The organism is Streptomyces sp. NPDC052299, assembly GCF_040679335.1.
GTDB lineage: Bacteria > Actinomycetota > Actinomycetes > Streptomycetales > Streptomycetaceae > Streptomyces.
On sequence record NZ_JBFAUP010000002.1, the window covers coordinates 143,835 to 159,812 of the forward strand.

The 15,978-nt window shown below is 72.9% G+C and carries 19 protein-coding genes; 6 read left to right on the plus strand and 13 right to left on the minus strand.

Going from position 1 to position 15,978, the window contains the following annotated elements; genetic code table 11:
* Positions 1-47: 47 nt before the first annotated feature.
* Complete coding sequence (locus AB0L33_RS03815) at positions 48-698, minus strand: ScbR family autoregulator-binding transcription factor (protein WP_365677508.1); 651 nt, start codon at positions 696-698, stop codon at positions 48-50.
* A gap of 390 nt (positions 699-1,088) precedes the next feature.
* Here AB0L33_RS03815 and AB0L33_RS03820 point away from each other — a divergent pair, with 390 nt between their 5' ends.
* Positions 1,089-1,769 carry an HAD family phosphatase gene (locus tag AB0L33_RS03820; RefSeq protein WP_365677509.1) on the plus strand — a complete coding sequence of 227 codons (681 nt, stop codon included), beginning with the start codon at positions 1,089-1,091 and terminating at the stop codon, positions 1,767-1,769.
* A 12-nt stretch (positions 1,770-1,781) separates the two neighbouring features.
* Here AB0L33_RS03820 and dhaL read toward each other — a convergent pair whose 3' ends face one another.
* Positions 1,782-2,444, minus strand: a complete 663-nt coding sequence (gene dhaL / locus AB0L33_RS03825; protein ID WP_365677510.1) for a dihydroxyacetone kinase subunit DhaL — start codon at positions 2,442-2,444, stop codon at positions 1,782-1,784.
* A 17-nt stretch (positions 2,445-2,461) separates the two neighbouring features.
* Complete coding sequence (locus AB0L33_RS03830; RefSeq protein WP_365677511.1) at positions 2,462-3,460, minus strand: dihydroxyacetone kinase subunit DhaK; 999 nt, start codon at positions 3,458-3,460, stop codon at positions 2,462-2,464.
* 170 nt (positions 3,461-3,630) lie between these two features.
* On the opposite strand from AB0L33_RS03830, the gene AB0L33_RS03835 reads away from it, so the two are divergent.
* From AB0L33_RS03835 to AB0L33_RS03845, 3 genes are all read left to right on the plus strand, one after another.
* Positions 3,631-4,185, plus strand: a complete 555-nt coding sequence (locus AB0L33_RS03835; RefSeq protein ID WP_365677512.1) for a hypothetical protein — start codon at positions 3,631-3,633, stop codon at positions 4,183-4,185.
* Positions 4,186-4,290: 105 nt separating this feature from the next.
* Positions 4,291-4,800 carry a helix-turn-helix domain-containing protein gene (locus AB0L33_RS03840; RefSeq protein ID WP_365677513.1) on the plus strand — a complete coding sequence of 170 codons (510 nt, stop codon included), beginning with the start codon at positions 4,291-4,293 and terminating at the stop codon, positions 4,798-4,800.
* Between the two features lie 56 nt (positions 4,801-4,856).
* Positions 4,857-5,711, plus strand: coding sequence for a M23 family metallopeptidase (locus AB0L33_RS03845; RefSeq protein ID WP_365677514.1), 855 nt, complete (start codon positions 4,857-4,859; stop codon positions 5,709-5,711).
* On the opposite strand, the gene AB0L33_RS03850 is transcribed toward AB0L33_RS03845, so the two are convergent.
* From AB0L33_RS03850 to AB0L33_RS03860, 3 genes are all read right to left on the minus strand, one after another.
* The gene (locus tag AB0L33_RS03850; RefSeq protein WP_365677515.1) at positions 5,699-6,310 is read right to left on the minus strand and encodes a dihydrofolate reductase family protein; all 612 of its coding nucleotides are present in this window, start codon (positions 6,308-6,310) and stop codon (positions 5,699-5,701) included. The two genes, AB0L33_RS03845 and AB0L33_RS03850, sit on opposite strands and share 13 nt — an antisense overlap.
* A 124-nt stretch (positions 6,311-6,434) precedes the next feature.
* Positions 6,435-6,905, minus strand: coding sequence for a hypothetical protein (locus AB0L33_RS03855; RefSeq protein ID WP_365677516.1), 471 nt, complete (start codon positions 6,903-6,905; stop codon positions 6,435-6,437).
* Positions 6,906-7,068: 163 nt separating this feature from the next.
* Positions 7,069-8,538 carry an MFS transporter gene (locus tag AB0L33_RS03860; protein WP_365677517.1) on the minus strand — a complete coding sequence of 490 codons (1,470 nt, stop codon included), beginning with the start codon at positions 8,536-8,538 and terminating at the stop codon, positions 7,069-7,071.
* 157 nt (positions 8,539-8,695) lie between these two features.
* Here AB0L33_RS03860 and AB0L33_RS03865 point away from each other — a divergent pair, with 157 nt between their 5' ends.
* On the plus strand, positions 8,696-9,343 hold the full coding sequence (locus tag AB0L33_RS03865) for a TetR/AcrR family transcriptional regulator C-terminal domain-containing protein (RefSeq protein ID WP_365677894.1): 648 nt from the start codon (positions 8,696-8,698) through the stop codon (positions 9,341-9,343).
* 10 nt (positions 9,344-9,353) lie between these two features.
* On the opposite strand, the gene AB0L33_RS03870 is transcribed toward AB0L33_RS03865, so the two are convergent.
* From AB0L33_RS03870 to AB0L33_RS03885, 4 genes are all read right to left on the minus strand, one after another.
* On the minus strand, positions 9,354-9,608 hold the full coding sequence (locus tag AB0L33_RS03870) for a DUF6332 family protein (protein WP_365677518.1): 255 nt from the start codon (positions 9,606-9,608) through the stop codon (positions 9,354-9,356).
* A gap of 88 nt (positions 9,609-9,696) precedes the next feature.
* Entirely contained in the window at positions 9,697-10,158 is a 462-nt protein-coding gene (locus AB0L33_RS03875) for a DUF1801 domain-containing protein (protein WP_365677519.1), read from the minus strand.
* Between the two features lie 114 nt (positions 10,159-10,272).
* Positions 10,273-10,740, minus strand: a complete 468-nt coding sequence (locus AB0L33_RS03880) for an AraC family transcriptional regulator (protein ID WP_365677520.1) — start codon at positions 10,738-10,740, stop codon at positions 10,273-10,275.
* A gap of 70 nt (positions 10,741-10,810) precedes the next feature.
* A complete protein-coding gene (locus tag AB0L33_RS03885; RefSeq protein WP_365677521.1) occupies positions 10,811-11,350 on the minus strand; it encodes a CGNR zinc finger domain-containing protein in 540 nt (179 codons plus the stop codon).
* A gap of 151 nt (positions 11,351-11,501) precedes the next feature.
* Here AB0L33_RS03885 and AB0L33_RS03890 point away from each other — a divergent pair, with 151 nt between their 5' ends.
* Positions 11,502-12,755 carry an MFS transporter gene (locus AB0L33_RS03890; protein ID WP_365677522.1) on the plus strand — a complete coding sequence of 418 codons (1,254 nt, stop codon included), beginning with the start codon at positions 11,502-11,504 and terminating at the stop codon, positions 12,753-12,755.
* A gap of 86 nt (positions 12,756-12,841) precedes the next feature.
* On the opposite strand, the gene AB0L33_RS03895 is transcribed toward AB0L33_RS03890, so the two are convergent.
* The 3 genes from AB0L33_RS03895 to AB0L33_RS03905 form a co-directional block, all read right to left on the minus strand.
* Positions 12,842-13,495: a hypothetical protein gene (locus AB0L33_RS03895; protein ID WP_365677523.1), complete on the minus strand. Its 654-nt coding sequence runs from the start codon at positions 13,493-13,495 to the stop codon at positions 12,842-12,844.
* A 109-nt stretch (positions 13,496-13,604) separates the two neighbouring features.
* Entirely contained in the window at positions 13,605-14,432 is an 828-nt protein-coding gene (locus AB0L33_RS03900) for an SDR family NAD(P)-dependent oxidoreductase (protein WP_365677524.1), read from the minus strand.
* On the minus strand, positions 14,429-15,952 hold the full coding sequence (locus AB0L33_RS03905) for a DHA2 family efflux MFS transporter permease subunit (protein WP_365677525.1): 1,524 nt from the start codon (positions 15,950-15,952) through the stop codon (positions 14,429-14,431). Before AB0L33_RS03905 ends, AB0L33_RS03900 begins: the two co-directional genes overlap by 4 nt.
* Positions 15,953-15,978 lie beyond the last annotated feature (26 nt).

Consider the following 15,978-nt stretch of genomic DNA (forward strand, 5'->3'; position numbering starts at 1 on the left):
GCTGTCCGGTCCGCGAGACGTCCGCCGGTGCGGCGCCGGTCCGGCCCTCAGGTGTGCGGGCCGTCCGCCTGCGCGGGGATGCGGGCGCGGGCCCGGGCGAGCAGGCCCGCCGGATCGGGCTCCGCCTGGAGGGAGGCGAGGGCCATCAGCCACCACTGTTCGAGCCGCTCCGGCCAGCCCCACTTGCCCGGCATCTCGTCGCTCAGGGCGCAGTGCCCGTAGAACCCGCACACCAGGGCCACGGCCGCGGCCGACGGCTCGACCCCGTCCGCGAGTTCGCCGCGCGTCCGGGCCTGGGCGAGGAGCCGGGCGCAGGCCAGCGCCCAGTCGCCGAACGGCGTCGGCACGGGTGCCCCGATGGCGCGGCGCTCCGCCCACAGCCGCGCACCGGCCCGCGCCACGACGTCTTCGCTGAGGGACTGGGCGACCCGGAAGCTGAGCGCGACCAGCTTCTCCAGCGGGGGGACCCCGGGGGCGTCGTAGGTGGCGGCGAGCTGCGGCCAGGCGGCGAACTGCTCGCGCACGACGGCGAGGGCGAGCTTTTCCTTGCTGGAGTAATGGAAGTAGATGGCGCCGCTGGTCTTTCCCGAGTGGTCACTTATGTCATTGACGCTCGTGCCCGCATATCCCCGTTCTACGAATAGATGTGCCGCCGATTCCAGCAGCACTTTCCGGGTTGCGCGCGCCCTGTCCTGCACCTGTTCCACCTTCGCTCATACGTGCTAGCGCCGCGACGTGAAAGCCCGTCACGTCCCTGGGTGAGAGGCGCGGTCGCATCGCGCGACGATCCTATTATTCATCGGCCGGGTGGCGCAGTCGGCCGGTCATTTTTCATATGTTCCGGTGCACTCGAATTGGTGATTGCGGAATTCAGGGGCCCGGAAATAACGTAATGGTCATGATGTTTCGGACGGCCTGATCCCCGGGGTCGCGAGTCCGACGCGGCGCGCCCAGCGGAATCGACCTGGCCGCCGCGCTCACGGAGCGACGCCCACGTCCGATCCCCTCCTTCCACAGGTGTGCCATCCGGCACATGTCTGCGCCTTCGTACCTCACCGGTCGGCGCAGCCTCCGAGAACGGCGGTTACATGACAGCTCATCGCATCCTTTCCTGGTCCCCCTCCGCCCTCGTCTTCGACTGCGACGGCACCCTGATGGATACGGAAAGGCACTGGCAGGAGGCCCGCACCCTCACCTTCCGGCTCTTCGGGCTCACCCCGCCCGCCGGGTTCGCGGACCGGGCCAAGGGCGTGTACTACACCGATTGCGGCGCCCTGATGGCCCGGGAGGCCGGAAAGCCGGATCTGGCGGGCGAACTCGCGGACACCCTCCTGAGCACCTTCACGGCGCTCGTCGAGGAGGACCCGGTCACCATGCCGGGCGCCGCCTCGCTGGTCCGGCTGGCCGCCCGCCACCGACCACTCGCGGTGGCGAGCAACTGCCCCCGGGCCACGGTGGAGTCGTGCCTCGACCGGGCCGGGCTCCTCGGCTGCTTCCAGCACGTCGTGGTCGCCGGCGACGAGGTGCGGCCCAAGCCCGAACCGGACGTCTACCGGCTGGCCGCCCGCCTCTGCGGCGTACCGCCCGAGGAGGCCATGGCCGTGGAGGACTCGCTGACCGGCATGGTGTCGGCGCGCCGGGCGGGCCTCCGAGTGGTCGGCATCGGGACGCGCCCGCCGGACCCGGACGGTGAGCAGGCCGACCTGTGGGTCGCGAGCCTGGCCGACCCCGAACTGCTCAGCTGGGCCCGCAGCCGCCTCGGCCCCTGACCGGCGTCCGGGTCAGTCACCGGTGAGGTGCGGCGCCAGCGTCCGCACGGTGTCCGTCGCGGACGCGAAGAACAGTGCCATGCCCACGGCCCCCGGGTCGGGGACACCGGTGGCCCGTTCGCCCAGGTAACTGGCCCGTCCCATGCGCGCCGTCCGGGACGCCGTGTCGCGCACCCCTCGCCACGCCGCGTCCGCCGCGGCGGCCAGGGCGTCGGCGGTGGGTGCGGCCCCGGCCGCCCGCAGTGCGTCGGCGGCCGGGGCGAGCGCGTCGACCAGCGTCTTGTCGCCGGGCGAGGCGTCCCCGACGCGGCGGATGGCGGCCAGGCCCTCGGCAACGCCCCGGGCGAGCGCGCCCGTCGCCAGCTCCGGTCCGGAGCCGGCGGCCCGGCCCATCGCCTGGAACAGCAGGCCGAACAGCGGGCCGCTGGTCCCGCCGACCTCGTCCAGGAAGGCGGTGGCCAGGGCGCCGAGGTGTTCGCCGGGGCCGGCCTCCGCCGCCACCCGGTCGAGCAGCGGCCCGGCGGCCCGGACTCCGGCGGCGAGGTTGGCGCCGAAGTCCCCGTCGCCCGCCTGCTGGTCGAGGTCCGTCAGTTCGGCCTCCGTGGCGTGGACCGAGTCCGCGAAGCGCCCCGCCCACTCCCGGGTGCGCGTGCCGTCCAGAGCGTCGCTCGTCATGGGCCCTCCTGTTGCCTTCACCATCGCAGTGCCGGCGTGTGCACGGGTGCGTCGTAGAAGTCCAGGGCGGCCCGGCCGGCCGCCATGAGCGTGAGGGAGAACCCCCGCATGTCCAGCGCCGTCACGTACTCGCCCACCAGATGGCGCGCCAGCCGCACCCCTCGGGCGTCGAGCACTCGGCCCAACTCGCCGAACACCGCGTACAGTTCGAGAGAGGTGACCGACCCGAGCCCGTTCACGAGAGCGATGACGGACTCCTCGGGCCCGGGCCGCAACGCGTCCAGCAGCGCCCCCGTCATCTCCTCCACCAACGCGCCCACGGCGCCCTGTGCCCGGGTGCGGGCGGCGCGCTCACCGTGAATGCCGACGCCGTACTCCAGCTCACCAGGCGGCAGTTCGAACGCGGGCTCACCGGTGGCCGGGGCGTGGTGCGCGGCCGAGGCGACCGCGAGCGTGCGGCACCGGTCCGCTAGGTCCGTACCCAGCTCCACCAGTTCGTCGAGCCCCAGCCCCGTGTCGGCGGCGGCGCCCAGGACCTTCTCCAGCAGCACCGTGGCGCCCGTGCCGCGCCGCCCGGCGGCGATGTCCGCCGAGTCGGTGGCCAGGTCGTCGTCGACGAGCACCCGCGCACAGGCGATCCCCGCGTCGGCGAGGCGTTCGGCCGCGATGCCGAAGTTGATCCGGTCGCCCGTGTAGTTCTTCACGATGTGCAGCACGCCGTCCGGCCCGGCGACCGCGCGCGAGGCCCGGAAGATCTGCCGGTTGTGCGGCGAGGCGAACACCCTCCCCGGACAGGCGGCATCGAGCATGCCCGCACCGACGAACCCCGCGTGCAGCGGCTCGTGCCCGGACCCGCCCCCCGACAAGAGCCCCACCCGTCGGCCGGGCGCGGAGTGCCGCGCGGTGACGAACCCGTCCGCCGCGTCGTACCGCACCAGATCCGCGTGCGCACGGGCGAAGCCGGCCAACGCGTCGGACACCAGTTCACCGGCGCCGTTCTCGAAATACCTGGCCATGAGCCGCACCCATCCCGTCCCTGGCGGTGAGGCCGTACGAGCCGACCCGGACGATAATCCCATGGTGCGGGTAACGATCCGCATGCGGCAACTCGCACAGCGTGGCACCGGGGCGGGTGGTGCGGGTGACACCGGGTGTGCCGTGGGGTGCGCCGGAACGGGGAGGACTCATGACGCGGCTCGACGGAGCGGGTGCGGCCGAGCGGACCGGGTCGGCGCCGTCGTCCGTCTCGATGGCGGTGCTGTGCGTGGCCTTCCTCGCCTCCGGCCCGCTGTGGTCCGGCCCGCTGGCCGGACCCGAGCAGTCCACCGCGGTGCTGCTGGTGGTCGGCGCGCCGCTGCTCTGGGCGCTGAGCGCACTGGTCACCGTCGTGTACGTTCTGCCGCTGGTGGTCGTGGCGCACTGGTTCGGCAGGTGCCGGAGGCGTGGTGAGCGGCGGCGGTACGTGGTGGCGGCCACGCTCCTCGGAGTGCTGGCGACCGCCGGACTTCCCACGCTCGTCCTGAGCGTGCGGGCGGAGGCCGACGAGTGGAGCCGACTCGCCGCGCACGGCGCGCTCGTCGCCGCGGTGCTGTGGACCGCCACGGCGCCGGCGGCCCTGGCCGTTGACCACGTCCTGCTGCGCGAGCGGGCCGGCCGGCCGGTGCGTGCGGTGGCCGACGTCCTTCTGCGGGGGACGCTGGGGCTCTGCGTCGAATATGTCGGGTGGCTCGGGCTCGGCTGATCGAGAGGTCGGCACAGCGTTTCGACCGTCGGCCGGTACTGCCGCACTCCGGCGTAAGATCCGGACGCCCTTGCGCGTAAATCCGTAATTACGTAACCTCGTCGCATGGACCTGGAGGAGCGTGTCACCGCGCTCGAACGACGCCTGGCCGCGCTGGTGGAGGCGACGGCCCCCGCCGCGCCTCCCGTCGCGGAGGGCGACTTCTGGGCGCTCGACGCGCTGAAGGAGCGGCACCCGGTGACGGCGGACGCGGACGGTGCCGTGCTGTTCACCGGCGCGGTGCGCGTTCCGACCGGGCATCGCTACGAATGGCAGTACGGGCTGCTCACCGAGGCGGTGCTGGGCGACGACTGGCCGGAGGCCGCCGCGTCGTTCGCCGCGCTCGGCCACCCCGTACGGCTGACGCTGCTGCGCGAGGTCCTGGGGGGCCTGCGCACCGCGGCCGAACTGGCCGCGCTCGACGGCGTCGGAACGACCGGCCAGGTCTACCACCACCTGCGTCAGCTGACGGCTGCGGGCTGGCTGCACTCCCCGGAGCGCGGGCGCTACGAGATACCGGCGGGGCGAGTCGTGCCCCTCCTCGTGATGCTCACCGCCGCACGCCCCGGGGCCTGACCGATGACGTACACCGATCGCGTACGCCGATTACCGCTACGTACCAGGGGGAAATCATGTCTGCGGACCCATGGAAGATCGCCGCGAAGGCCCAGTACGCGCTGTGGGTGGTCTTCTTGGCCCAGGTTGCCGTCGGGCTCTTCGTGAAGCTGCCGTACGACTACTGGCTCAGCTGGCTTCCGGCGCTCGGTGCGTTGGGGATCGGCCTGGTGACGGCCCGCTCCGCCCGCCACCGGATCAAGAACCGGCCCCCGGCGCCGGTCGCGGTGGCGCCCCCGGTCACCGGCCGCTGGTCCGCGGTCAACAGTCCGGCCGACAAGGTCCCGAGCCACGGAACGCACAGCCTGGCGCAGACCTACGCCATCGACATCGTGGCCGAACCGGCGGACGGGCCCGCCCGTCCCAGGACCGTCCTGCTCTGGCCCGTCGCCCGGCGCAACCGGGACTACCCCGCCTTCGGCGCCCCCTTGTACGCGGTCGCCGGCGGGACCGTCGTGCACGCGGAGGACGGCCAGCGCGACCACCTGAGCCGCGGCTCGCTCCCCGGGCTCCTGTACTTCTGGCTGGTCGAGGGGGTGTTCAGGACCGTGGGCGGCAGCCGTCGCGTCGTGGGCAACCACATAGTCCTCGACCTGGGCGACGGGACGTACGCCGTGTACGCGCACGTCCAGCGCGGCTCCCTGCGGGTCCGGCCGGGCGACGAGGTCGAGACCGGCCGCCTGCTCGGCCGCTGCGGCAACTCGGGCAACTCGACCGAGCCCCATGTGCACTTCCAGCTGATGGACGGACCCGACCTGGAGACGGCGCGCGGCGTCCCGTTCACCTGGCACGGAGTCGGCGTGCCGGGCAACGGCGAGACGTTCACCGTCGACGCGGACGCCACGGCACCGGTGCGGTCTCAGGACGCCTGACCCGGACCACCGGCGTCCTGCCCGCCGGTCGCGCCGGGCGGCCCGTCGAGGACGGTGGGGGCGTACTCCAGCAGTTGCAGCCGGCCGTCGAAGGTGCGGCTTTCGACCAGATCGAGACGGACGTCGGGGTACGCGTCGAAGATCCTTTCCCGCCCGGTGGCACCGGTGATGACCGGGAAGACGACGACGCGGAAGCGGTCCACGAGACCGGCCGCGAGCAGTGCCCGACACAGGCTGAGGCTGCCGAGCGTGCGCAGCGGGCGCGTCTCGCTCCTCTTCATCTCCCGCACGGCCTCGACGGCGTCACCTCTGACGAGCTCGGTGTTCTTCCAGGCGAGCGGAGGTTCCAGCGTGGAGGAGAACACGACCTTGGGCAGGGCGTTCAGCTCGGCGAAGCCGGGGTCGTCGGGGGCCTGGGCGGCGAACCCCGACATCAGCCGGTAGGTCGTGGCACCCATCAGACTGACGTGCCGCTTCTCGCCCTCACTGTCGATCCAGGCGAGGTACTCGGGCCCTTCCATCCCCCAGAACCCGGGCCAGCCCTCCGCGGACGCGTAACCGTCGAGCGAGATGATGAAGTCCACCATGAGACCGGTCATCGGACTGTCCCTTCACGATGCGGGTGTGTCCCAGTGGTGACCGTCGCCGCCCGGCAAACTCATCGGCGGCTGCGGCGGCTGCGGCGGCTGCGGCGCGCGGGCCGACGGGCGGCTCTCGTCCCGCCTACCACCGGTGCGGGCGGCGGGTGGCGACCAGGAGTGCCGCCACCACCGTGACCATGACCAGGGCGATCGCGAAGTGGGCCGCCCAGGCGCCTGCCGCGGTGGGGCCGCCCCAGGCGTGGGTGGGGTCCTCGCCCGCCGTCGCCAGCGGGTACAGCAGGCCGCGGCTGAGGAGCAGGACCACGGAGGGGGTGGCCAGGGCGAAGGCGAGAACGTTCGCCGGGAGGCCGCGGAAGGCCCGGCCGACGACGGTGCGGAAGCGGTCCGGCGCGGGCGCGGGGGAGGCGGCCAGGCCACCGAGTGACGCGAGGCGCCGCTGAAGCCGTCCGGCGGCGGACGCCTTGCCGGTCACGGCCAGCAGCAGTGCCAGGACGGTGACGGGCAGCGCCAGCAGCGCATGGACGAGCAGCAGGGCCGCCCGTCGCGGCAGCGGACGGCGGCGCGCGGGGAGGGCGTCGGGTGCGAGCGTCATCGGGAGCCCTTTCACAGGTTCGGTGCGATGCCCGGAAAGTAGCGGCACGGCCGCGCCGACGACGTCATACCGGGGAGCCAACCCGGCGGTCAGACCCCAGTAGCACGCGCTGCTGCCCGGCAGCCGGGCCCGGGACCGACGGGCCCGGCTGCCGGAGCGGGCGTCAGGCGGGCTCCTCGACGGGGTGTTCCTCGACGCTGTGCGAGTCGGTGAGGTTCAGCGCGCCGACGGCCGCGATCAGCCCGACCACGACGGCGAGCAGCGCGTAGGTGATGCGTTCGCCGTGGAAGAAGGACGCGACGAGGTCGCCGCTCCAGACCCCGGCCGGCAGTGACGTGGTGACCAGTGCGGCGATCAGCGTGCCGACCACCGCGGTACCGACGCTGGAGCCGACCTCCTGGGCGGTGTCGTTGAGGGCGGCCGCGATCGAGGTGCGGTTGCCGGGCATCGCCTCCACGAGGGCCACCGCGCAGATCGTCATCACGGTGCGCAGACCCACGGTCATGACCACCATGCACACCGCGATGACGGCGTACCCGTGCTCGACGCCCCAGGCGAGACCGGCCAGCGACCCCGCCAGACAGGCCGCGCCCACCAGGCAGGCGATGCGGTGGCCGAACCGGCGGGCGAGCCACTCGGACAGCGGGGTGGCCATCAGCATCGTCACGATGATGGGCAGGTTGGCCAGACCGGCCCGGACCGGGCTCCAGCCGTACGCGTACTGGAAGTGCAGGATCAGCCCGAACATCACACTGGCCATCGCGATGGACGTCCCGATCTGCGCGAGGGCGGCGCCCCGCACCGTGCCGTTCGAGAAGACCCGGAGATCCAGCATCGGCGCCGCGCTGCGCCGCTCGTGCCGCACGAAGGCGACCGCGGCCGCGACCGCACCCAGGACGGACGCCAGGGTGATCCCGGAGAGCCAGCCGTTCTCGACACCGCTGGTCAGCGAGTAGCAGGCGAGCCCGATCGCGGCCACGCTCAGCAGCGCGCCCAGCGCGTCGAGCCTGTCCTTGGTCAGGTCCTCCGGGCGGTCGGCCGGGACGCCGAGCCGGACGCCGACGCACGCGATCAGCGCGATCGGGGCGTTGACGAGAAGCAGCCACTCCCACCGGACGTGCGCCAGCGCCGTACCGCCGAGCAGCGGGCCGAGGACGAAGCCGGACATGCCCACGATGATCATGACGGTCATCGCGCGCATCCGCAGCGCCTTGTCGTCGAACAGGCGGAAGACCAGGGAGTTCGTGATCGGCGCCATCGCGGCGGCGGCCACGCCGAGCGCGGCGCGCAGGGCGATCAGCTCGCCCGCGGTCGAGACGAGTGCGACGCACAGGCTGAGCCCCCCGAACACGGTGAGCCCGATGAGCAGCACCCGGCGGCGGCCGAGCCGGTCCGCCATCGATCCGGCGGTCAGCAGAAGGCCGCCGAACGTCAGCGAGTAGGCACCGGTGACCCACTGCAGAGCGGTCGTGCCGCTGCCGAGGTCGCGGCCGATCGTGGGCAGGGCGATCGACAGCAGGGTGTTGTCGACCATCTCGACGAAGAAGGCCAGGCAGAGCGCGGCCAGGGGTATCCACGCCGCACGCAGCGACGGATAGGTGCGGGGCCCGGTTCCGGGCGGGGCGGTAGTCATGGCGCGGTCCTTTCGATCGAACATCGTTCGGCTATCGAACGCCGTACGATGAGCTACGATAGAACAGCGTTCGATGGGATGCAAAGAGCGAGAGGGAGAAGCCATGGCACAGCAGCGGCGCCGGGCCGACGGGGGACGCCGCCGGGCTTCGCATTCGATGGAGTCCGTGCTGACCGAGGCGGTGGCCCTGCTGGACGAGGCCGGCGCGCCCGCGCTGACGTTCCGCGCGCTGGCGCAGCGCCTGGGCGGCGGTGTCGCCAGCATCTACTGGTATGTCGAGAGCAAGGACGAACTGCTGGACCTCGCCACCGATCACGTGGTGGGCACGGTGCTCGCCGACATCGAGAAGATCCCCCTGGGCGACGACCCCATCGACGACCTCCGGGTGATGGCCATGACGCTGTTCGACGCGATCGTGGACAGGCCCTGGCTCGGCGTGTACTTCATGCGCAACACGAACCTCCAGAGCAATTCGCTGCGCCTGTACGAGAAGCTGGGCCGGCAGACGCTGCGGCTGAAGCTCGACGCGCGCCAGCGGTTCCACGCGGTGTCCGCGATCGTCGGGGTCGTCGTCGGCTCGGCCGTCGACATGGGCCAGGAGCCGCCGCAGGAAGTCCTCGACGGTTCCGTGGACCGCGACGAGTACCTCAGCCGGTTCGCGAGCGCCTGGCGCGAACTGGACCCGGCGGACTTCCCCTTCGTCCACGAGATCGTCGACGAGTTCGACGGCCACGACGACGTGGACCAGTTCCGCTCCGCGCTGGACCTGACCCTGGCCGGCCTGCGCCTGCAGGCCGGAGCGTGAGCCCGGCGGCTCAGTGACCCTCGCGGCGCCGGACGTCGAACCGTCGCAGCACCCGCACCACGCGCCACACCCCGGCCGCCGCCCCGAGCAGCGCACCTGCGGTCAGGGTGCGTTCACGTGCCGGGCCGGTGACGTCGAACGCCAGGGCGGCGGTGAAGGACGCCGCGAAGACGGCTGCCCCCAGCGCGGCGGCCGTCACCAGAGCGAAGACGATCTCCACCGTCATCGCGTCCTTCTCCCACCGTGACTCGCGCCCCATGTCCATGGCGCAAGTCTCACATCGCGGTCAACCCCCGCCGCCGGGTCGCGGACGATCCGGTGGCGGGGGCCGAGTGCGGGGGAGTGCCGGAAGGTCAGCCCGCCGCCTTCCGGACGAGCGCGGTGATCTGCTGCTCGGCGGCGGCGGTGAGTTCGGTCAGGGCGTACGCGGTCGGCCACATCACGCCGTCGTCCAGCGCGGCCTGGTCGCTGAAGCCGAGCGTCGCGTACCGCGACTTGAACTTCTCCGCGCTCTGGAAGTGGCAGACCACCTTGCCGTCCCTGGCATACGCCGGCATTCCGTACCAGAGCTTCGGCGCCAGCTCCGGGGCGGTCTCCCTGATGATCTTGTGGACGCGCTCGGCGAGGGCGCGGTCGGAGTCCTGCATCTCGGCGATCTTCGCGAGGACGTCCTGCTCCGCCGCGGCCTCCTTCTCGGCCCGGGACGCGCCGCGCCGGGAGGCCGCCTTCTTCTCCTCGCGGGCGTGCTCCTTCATCGCGGCCCGCTCCTCGGCGGTGAATCCGCTGTAGTTCTCGGAGGACTTCGACGTAGCCATGGCAGGGTGTTCCTTTCGTACGGGGGAGACGTGGCGAAGCGGGGGTGTGCGGGTCAGGCGTGGCTGCCGGAGGCGGTGGGCCCGGTACCGGTGGTGGTGTTCATGAACTTCACGTTAGGGGCCGGGCCTGTGCCGGGCTTCTTGATTCCTGACCGCTCTGGCGACCCGTTGCGCCAGGCACGGCGGCAGCCCCTCGATGCCGTCGGCGGTGTCGGCTCCGTCCTTCGTGAGGCGGCGGAAGCGCTCCGGCGTCAGGCCCACCAGCTCGGTGAAGCGGGCGGTGAATATCCCCGGAGTCGCGCAGCCGACCGCCGCGCTCACCGCGTCGGGGCCGAGTTCACCCCGTAGCAGCAGCGTCGCGCGGTCCACGCGACGGGCCGTCAGATAGGCGTACGGGGACTGCCCGTAGACGGCCCGGAACCGCCGGCTGAGGCAGCCGGGTGCCATGCCCGCCCCGCGCGCGAGCGCCACAACGTCCAGCGGCGCGGCGTAGGTCCGGTCGATGAGGTCGCGGACGCGGCGCAGCCGCGCCACGTCGGCCGGGCGCTTTCCCGGGGTGCTTCGTGCGGGTGCGATGTCCATGTCGAGCAGGCTAGGTACGGCCCGGCGGCCCCCGCTTCTCGATTCCTGACGAGCCCGGCCGGACACCTCGTCAGACGGCCTGGCGCTTCCGGGTGGCGTAGGTGCGGGACTTGTTGCGGTTGCCGCACACCTTCATCGAGCACCAGCGACGGCTGCGGTTCTTCGAGACGTCCCAGAACGCCCAGGCGCAGGTGTGCTCCGCGCAACGCTTGAGCCGGGCCGCGTCGCCGGTCGTGACCAGCTCGTTCCAGGCGATGGCCAGTGCGGCCAGGGCCCGGCGCTCCGGCGGCAGGTCCGGGGCGGCGACGAGCGTGCCCCGGGCGGTGACCAGTACCGGGTGCGCGGCGAGCACCCGCTCGGCGGCGGCGAGCAGCCCGGGGTCGGGTGTGTCGCCCACGTGTGCGCCCAGCTCCTCCCTCAGACCGGCGCGCAGCGCGAGGCAGTCGGCGTGCACGTCCGCCGTGAGCTCTGCGGGGGCGTCGAGCAGGCCGCGCCCGGCGAGCCAGGCGGACAGCCCGGCGGGGGTGGCGATTTCGTCGCTCGCCTCCTCCACGTCGACCGTGTTGGCGAAGGCTTCGACCAGGACGGCCGCGGCCGGCTGCTCCAGCATGCGTATCACTCCTTCCACACCCCCACCATTCTACCGGCTATCGCTTTTACCGGTTGCGCGAGGCGAGCCGGTGAGGCACAGTCATCTCACCGGCTAAAGCGTTAGCCGGTGAGATGACGTGCCGCTGAGACGACCAGGGGGATGGACGGCCATGACCACGACAGCGCCCGAACGCACGGGCACCGCGACCGCCCGGCACGACACCCGGACCCGCCTCGGGCGCCGCAACACCGCCGTACTGGTCGCCTTCACCGCCGCGACCAACCTCGCCGACGGCGTGATGAAGATGGCCCTGCCCCTGCTCGCCGCCCGGCTCACCGGCTCACCCGCCCAGGTCACCGCCGTCTCCCTGACCCTCACGCTGCCCTGGCTGCTCATCGCCCTGCACATCGGCGTCCTCGTGGACCGCTTCGACCGCCGCCGGCTGCTCTGGACGGCGAATGCCATGCGGGTGGCCGCGATGGCCTGGCTCACCGCTTCCGCCGTCACCGCCGGCATCGCGCTCCCCGCGCTCTTCGCCGCCGGCGCGGTCCTCGGCATCGCCGACGTGGCGGCCGCGACCTCGGCATCCGCCCTGGTCCCGGCCGCCGTTCCGCCCTCCGGACGGGAGCGGGCCAACGCCTGGATGGTGGGCGCGGAGACCGTGGGACAGGAATTCGCCGGCCCCTTCGTCGGAGGACTGCTCCTGGCCGCCGGGACCGGCCTCGCCCTGGGCGTGACGGGTGCTTCCTACGCCCTCGCCGCCCTCTCGCTGCTCCTGCTCGTGGGCCGCTTCCGCCCCGCCGCACCCGCCCCGGACACGGCACCCGCTTCGGTCAACAGCCGCATCGCCGAGGGTGTGCGCCTCCTCTGGAACGACCGCCTGCTGCGCACCCTGTCCCTGATCGTCGCCGTGCTCTCCGCCGTCTGGGGCGCCTGGCTGGCGCTCATGCCGCTCTACGCCCAGCAGGTCATGGGGCTCGGCGCCCGTGATTACGGCATCCTGCTCAGCGCCCTCGGCGTCGGCGGCCTGGCCGGGGCGCTGACGGTGACCTGGGTCAACCGGGTCCTGGGCGCCCGGCGCGCGATGTTCGCCGATCTGATCGGCACCATCGCCATGGTGGCGCTGCCCGCGCTCACGACGAGCCTCTGGGCGGTGGCGGCCGGCGCCTTCCTCGGCGGCATGGGCGGCACCCTCTGGTCCGTCAACGCCCGCACCCTCACACAGCGCAGGGTGCCCGACGGGATGCTGGGCCGCTACGGTGCGGCGTCCCGCCTCTTCAACTTCGGCGCCATGCCCCTGGGCGCGGCCGTGGTGGGGCTCGTGGCTGAACTGGGCGGCATGCGCCTCGCGTTCGGCCTGTTCGCCGCCGCGACCGCGGTGACGCCGGTGCTGTTCATCCGGAACGTGCCGCGGTCCGGATGAAAGCCGGGTCCGGCGACCGGTCACCCCTGGCAGCCGGACCGTGCGGCCCGGTCGGTGCGCGGTGAAGCCGACCCGCGGCGACCGTCTCATCGCGGAGCGGCAGCCTCCGGGGCCAGCAGGGTGCGGTGGTGGCGGTAGAGGGTGCCGGTGCCGCCGAAGTCCTTGAGCACCGGGGCCCACACCGCTTCGATGTGGGCGACGGCCGGCTCTTCCGCGACCCACTCGGAGAAGCTGAGCACCTGGCCACCGTCCGCGGCGATGTGGAGGTGCGCGGCAAGGGCGCCCGGGTAGGCACGGTCGTCGCCCTCGGTCCGCTCCTCCCCCGCGAGCAGCCCGTCGAGCCATGCGCGGGCGGCCTGCTCGTCCTCGGCGGGGAAGAACGCCGCCGGGAACGACTCCGGGACGGGCGCCGGCTCCTCCACGGCTGTGCCGCGGACCGTGCGGTAGTGCCGGAACACCCGGGAGACGGCGCCCGCTCCGCCAGGGGCGCCGACGGCCGGAATCCGGTCCTCGGCGTCCCACTGCGCGTAGGTGAGGACGGAGTCGTCGTCACCGCTGGTGTACACGGTCAGGGAGAGGAGCCCGCGCGGCCACGGCGCTCGGCGCGCGTCGGCGACGGCCCGCTCGGCGGTCCGCCTGGTGTGGTCCGGTCCCCGCGTGGCGACGGTGGTGACGAGTACGGCCGCGCTGCGCGGATCGTCGAGCACGGCCCGTACGGGGTCGGCGGACACGTAGGACATGGTGGCGGCTCCTGGGAGTCGGGAGGGGAGGGAGGGGCGGCGCCCTCCCAGTCTCCGGCCGGTGCCGTCCGATTCCCAGGGCCGCCGTTTCAGGTCTTCGTCAGGAGTGTCAACTCCCGGCAAGGAGCCGGTCGGTGAGGTCGCGCAGCCGGCGTGCGGCGGCCGGGTCGAAGCCGGGGGTGCCGACCGGGATGCGACGGCCCTCGACGAAGGCGCTGAGCGCCTCGGCGGGCGGATTGTCGATGGCCTCGGTGATCGGCGGCAAGGCCGCCTCGACGGGCTTCGCGTGCGCCTGCATCGACCGGATGTGAGCGAGCGTCGCGCGGTCGTACTCACCGGCGAAGCCGGTTGCCGTGACCCCGGGGTGGATCAGCACGTAACGGATTCCGGCCGGGCCGTGCCGCTCGGCGTAGGAGACGCCCAGCAGGTCGTTGAGCTTTCCGCCGTGACCGAGCGCGGCCCCGCCGTGGTAGCCGCGGCTGAGCTGGAGGTCGTCCCACCGGACGATGTCGAGCCCGGCGCCCGGACCGGCCACGTTGACGACGACCGGATGCCGGGCCCGGGAGAGCGGCTCGGCCAGGGCCTCGCCCAGCACATGGCGGCTCAGATAGAAGAGCGCGAAGTTCTCCTCGTACCCCTCCGCGGTCTCCGTGCGCCGGAAGCGGTAGTGGCGGGCGCAGAGCACCAGTGCGTCGACCGTCGGGAACGCGACGCGGATCTCCTCGGCGGCGCGGGAGGTCTCCTTCAGCAGGCTGAGGTCGGCCGTGACGAAGAAGGCCCGCTCGGCGGCGCCCGCCGCGCGCGCGGCGTCGAGGAACCGGCGGCCCTTCTCGGGGTTCCGGCCGATGACGACCACCGTGTCGCCCCGGTCCAGGTACACCTCGGCCAGCGCCTTGCCGATGCCGTCGGTACCACCGGCGATGACCAGAGTGCTCATTCGCCCTCCCCGAGCGTTCGAACGGATGTGGTGGAGATCCCGGCGGGCGGAACCTCCGCCGGCGGGCTTCCGGCGGACGAGGGCTCCTCGGGCGGGCTTCCGGCGGACGGGGTCTCCGTGGCCGCGGGGCGGCCCGGCAGCAGGGTCGCCGCCCCCAGAACGAGGGCGAGGACCACGGACACCGTCCAGTACGCGGCGTGGAATCCGCGGACCGGGTCCCCGTCGCCCGCGGTCTGCATCACGAGCGCCACGACGGCGATGCCGATCGACGCACCGAGCTGGTTGAGCATGTAGAGCACCGAGCTCCCCTGCGGCACCAGGGGCCCGGGCAGGGTGCGGTAGAGGGAGGCGATCGTGGGGGCCCCCACCGCGCCGAGGCCCACACCGATGGCGAACGCCGCGACGGCCGGCCACACTTCGGGCGTATCCGCCCCGATACGGGTGAAGGCCAGCGCGCTCAGCAGCGCGAGAGCGCCGCCCGCCCGTACGAGGCTGCGCGAGCCGACCCGGTCCGAGAGCCGGCCGGTGACCGGCATGGACAGGGCCGACCCGATGCCGAGCGGTGCGAGCAGCAGGGCGGCCTCGAAGGTGCTGCGTCCCTGGACCTGCTGGTGGTAGAGGGGCAGGGCGAAGAGGCTGGCGAACGTGGCGAGGCCGACGAGCGAGCCGACCGTCACACTGGCGGCGAAGCTGCCGCGCTTGAACAGGCGCAGGTCGATGAGGGGTGCGGCCGCACCCTCGCCGCGTCGGCGCAGGGCGTGGAACCCGTATCCACCCAGCAGTACGAGGGAGAGCACCAGAGGCACCAGTACCGAAGGGACGAGGAACGCGGCCTGTTCGGCCGCCTGCGAGAGCGCCAGGACACCGGCGGCGACGCCCGGTCCGATCAGGGCGAGTCCGAGGATGTCGAGTTTGCCCGCGGAGGACTTCCCGGCGGGGGTGTCCCCCGGCACGAACTTGAGGGCGAGTGCCAGGGCGACGAGCCCGATGGGGACATTGACGAGGAACATCCAGCGCCAGCCGGTGCCCTGGAGGATGATGCCGCCGACGACCGGCCCGAACACCGGGCCGCTGGAGCCGACGATCCCCATCAGGCCCATGACGCGTCCGGCGCGGGTGGGCCCGGAGGCGCGGGCGAGCAGCGTGAGCATCAGCGGGTCGAGCAGACCGGCCCCCAGGCCCTGTACGACGCGGAAGACGATGAGGCTCGGCGCGTTCCAGGCCAGGCCGGAGGCGACCGAGCCGACGAGGAAGACGACGAGGCCGAGCAGCCACAGCCTCCGTCCGCCGAACCGGTCGACCGCCCACGTGGTGACGGGGATCGAGACGGTGAGCGCGAGCAGATAGCTGGTGGACACCCAGCTGATGGTGGACAGCGAGGTGTCGAAGTCCCGGGCGAGGGTGTCGGCCGCGACGGCGATCATCGAGCCGTCGAGGATCCCCATGATCCCGCCCAACAGGATCACGCCGATCAGCCGCCGCAGGGCGGGATCCAGACGTTCGTCCTGTGCATGCGCCATGACTGTCTCCGGTGAGATCGTGAGCG

What these genes read in the sequence shown, in the direction of transcription:
- AB0L33_RS03840 (WP_365677513.1), top strand. Translation starts at nt 4,291, where the DNA reads ATGGACCTGGAGGAGCGTGTCACCGCGCTCGAACGACGCCTGGCCGCG.
- AB0L33_RS03860 (WP_365677517.1), bottom strand. Translation starts at nt 8,538, where the DNA reads ATGACTACCGCCCCGCCCGGAACCGGGCCCCGCACCTATCCGTCGCTG.
- AB0L33_RS03895 (WP_365677523.1), bottom strand. Translation starts at nt 13,495, where the DNA reads ATGTCCTACGTGTCCGCCGACCCCGTACGGGCCGTGCTCGACGATCCG.
- AB0L33_RS03830 (WP_365677511.1), bottom strand. Translation starts at nt 3,460, where the DNA reads ATGGCCAGGTATTTCGAGAACGGCGCCGGTGAACTGGTGTCCGACGCG.
- AB0L33_RS03850 (WP_365677515.1), bottom strand. Translation starts at nt 6,310, where the DNA reads ATGACCGGTCTCATGGTGGACTTCATCATCTCGCTCGACGGTTACGCG.
- AB0L33_RS03845 (WP_365677514.1), top strand. Translation starts at nt 4,857, where the DNA reads ATGTCTGCGGACCCATGGAAGATCGCCGCGAAGGCCCAGTACGCGCTG.
- AB0L33_RS03890 (WP_365677522.1), top strand. Translation starts at nt 11,502, where the DNA reads ATGACCACGACAGCGCCCGAACGCACGGGCACCGCGACCGCCCGGCAC.
- AB0L33_RS03865 (WP_365677894.1), top strand. Translation starts at nt 8,696, where the DNA reads ATGGAGTCCGTGCTGACCGAGGCGGTGGCCCTGCTGGACGAGGCCGGC.
- AB0L33_RS03820 (WP_365677509.1), top strand. Translation starts at nt 1,089, where the DNA reads ATGACAGCTCATCGCATCCTTTCCTGGTCCCCCTCCGCCCTCGTCTTC.
- AB0L33_RS03875 (WP_365677519.1), bottom strand. Translation starts at nt 10,158, where the DNA reads ATGGCTACGTCGAAGTCCTCCGAGAACTACAGCGGATTCACCGCCGAG.
- AB0L33_RS03880 (WP_365677520.1), bottom strand. Translation starts at nt 10,740, where the DNA reads ATGGACATCGCACCCGCACGAAGCACCCCGGGAAAGCGCCCGGCCGAC.
- dhaL (WP_365677510.1), bottom strand. Translation starts at nt 2,444, where the DNA reads ATGACGAGCGACGCTCTGGACGGCACGCGCACCCGGGAGTGGGCGGGG.
- AB0L33_RS03835 (WP_365677512.1), top strand. Translation starts at nt 3,631, where the DNA reads ATGACGCGGCTCGACGGAGCGGGTGCGGCCGAGCGGACCGGGTCGGCG.
- AB0L33_RS03905 (WP_365677525.1), bottom strand. Translation starts at nt 15,952, where the DNA reads ATGGCGCATGCACAGGACGAACGTCTGGATCCCGCCCTGCGGCGGCTG.
- AB0L33_RS03855 (WP_365677516.1), bottom strand. Translation starts at nt 6,905, where the DNA reads ATGACGCTCGCACCCGACGCCCTCCCCGCGCGCCGCCGTCCGCTGCCG.
- AB0L33_RS03870 (WP_365677518.1), bottom strand. Translation starts at nt 9,608, where the DNA reads ATGGACATGGGGCGCGAGTCACGGTGGGAGAAGGACGCGATGACGGTG.
- AB0L33_RS03885 (WP_365677521.1), bottom strand. Translation starts at nt 11,350, where the DNA reads ATGCTGGAGCAGCCGGCCGCGGCCGTCCTGGTCGAAGCCTTCGCCAAC.
- AB0L33_RS03900 (WP_365677524.1), bottom strand. Translation starts at nt 14,432, where the DNA reads ATGAGCACTCTGGTCATCGCCGGTGGTACCGACGGCATCGGCAAGGCG.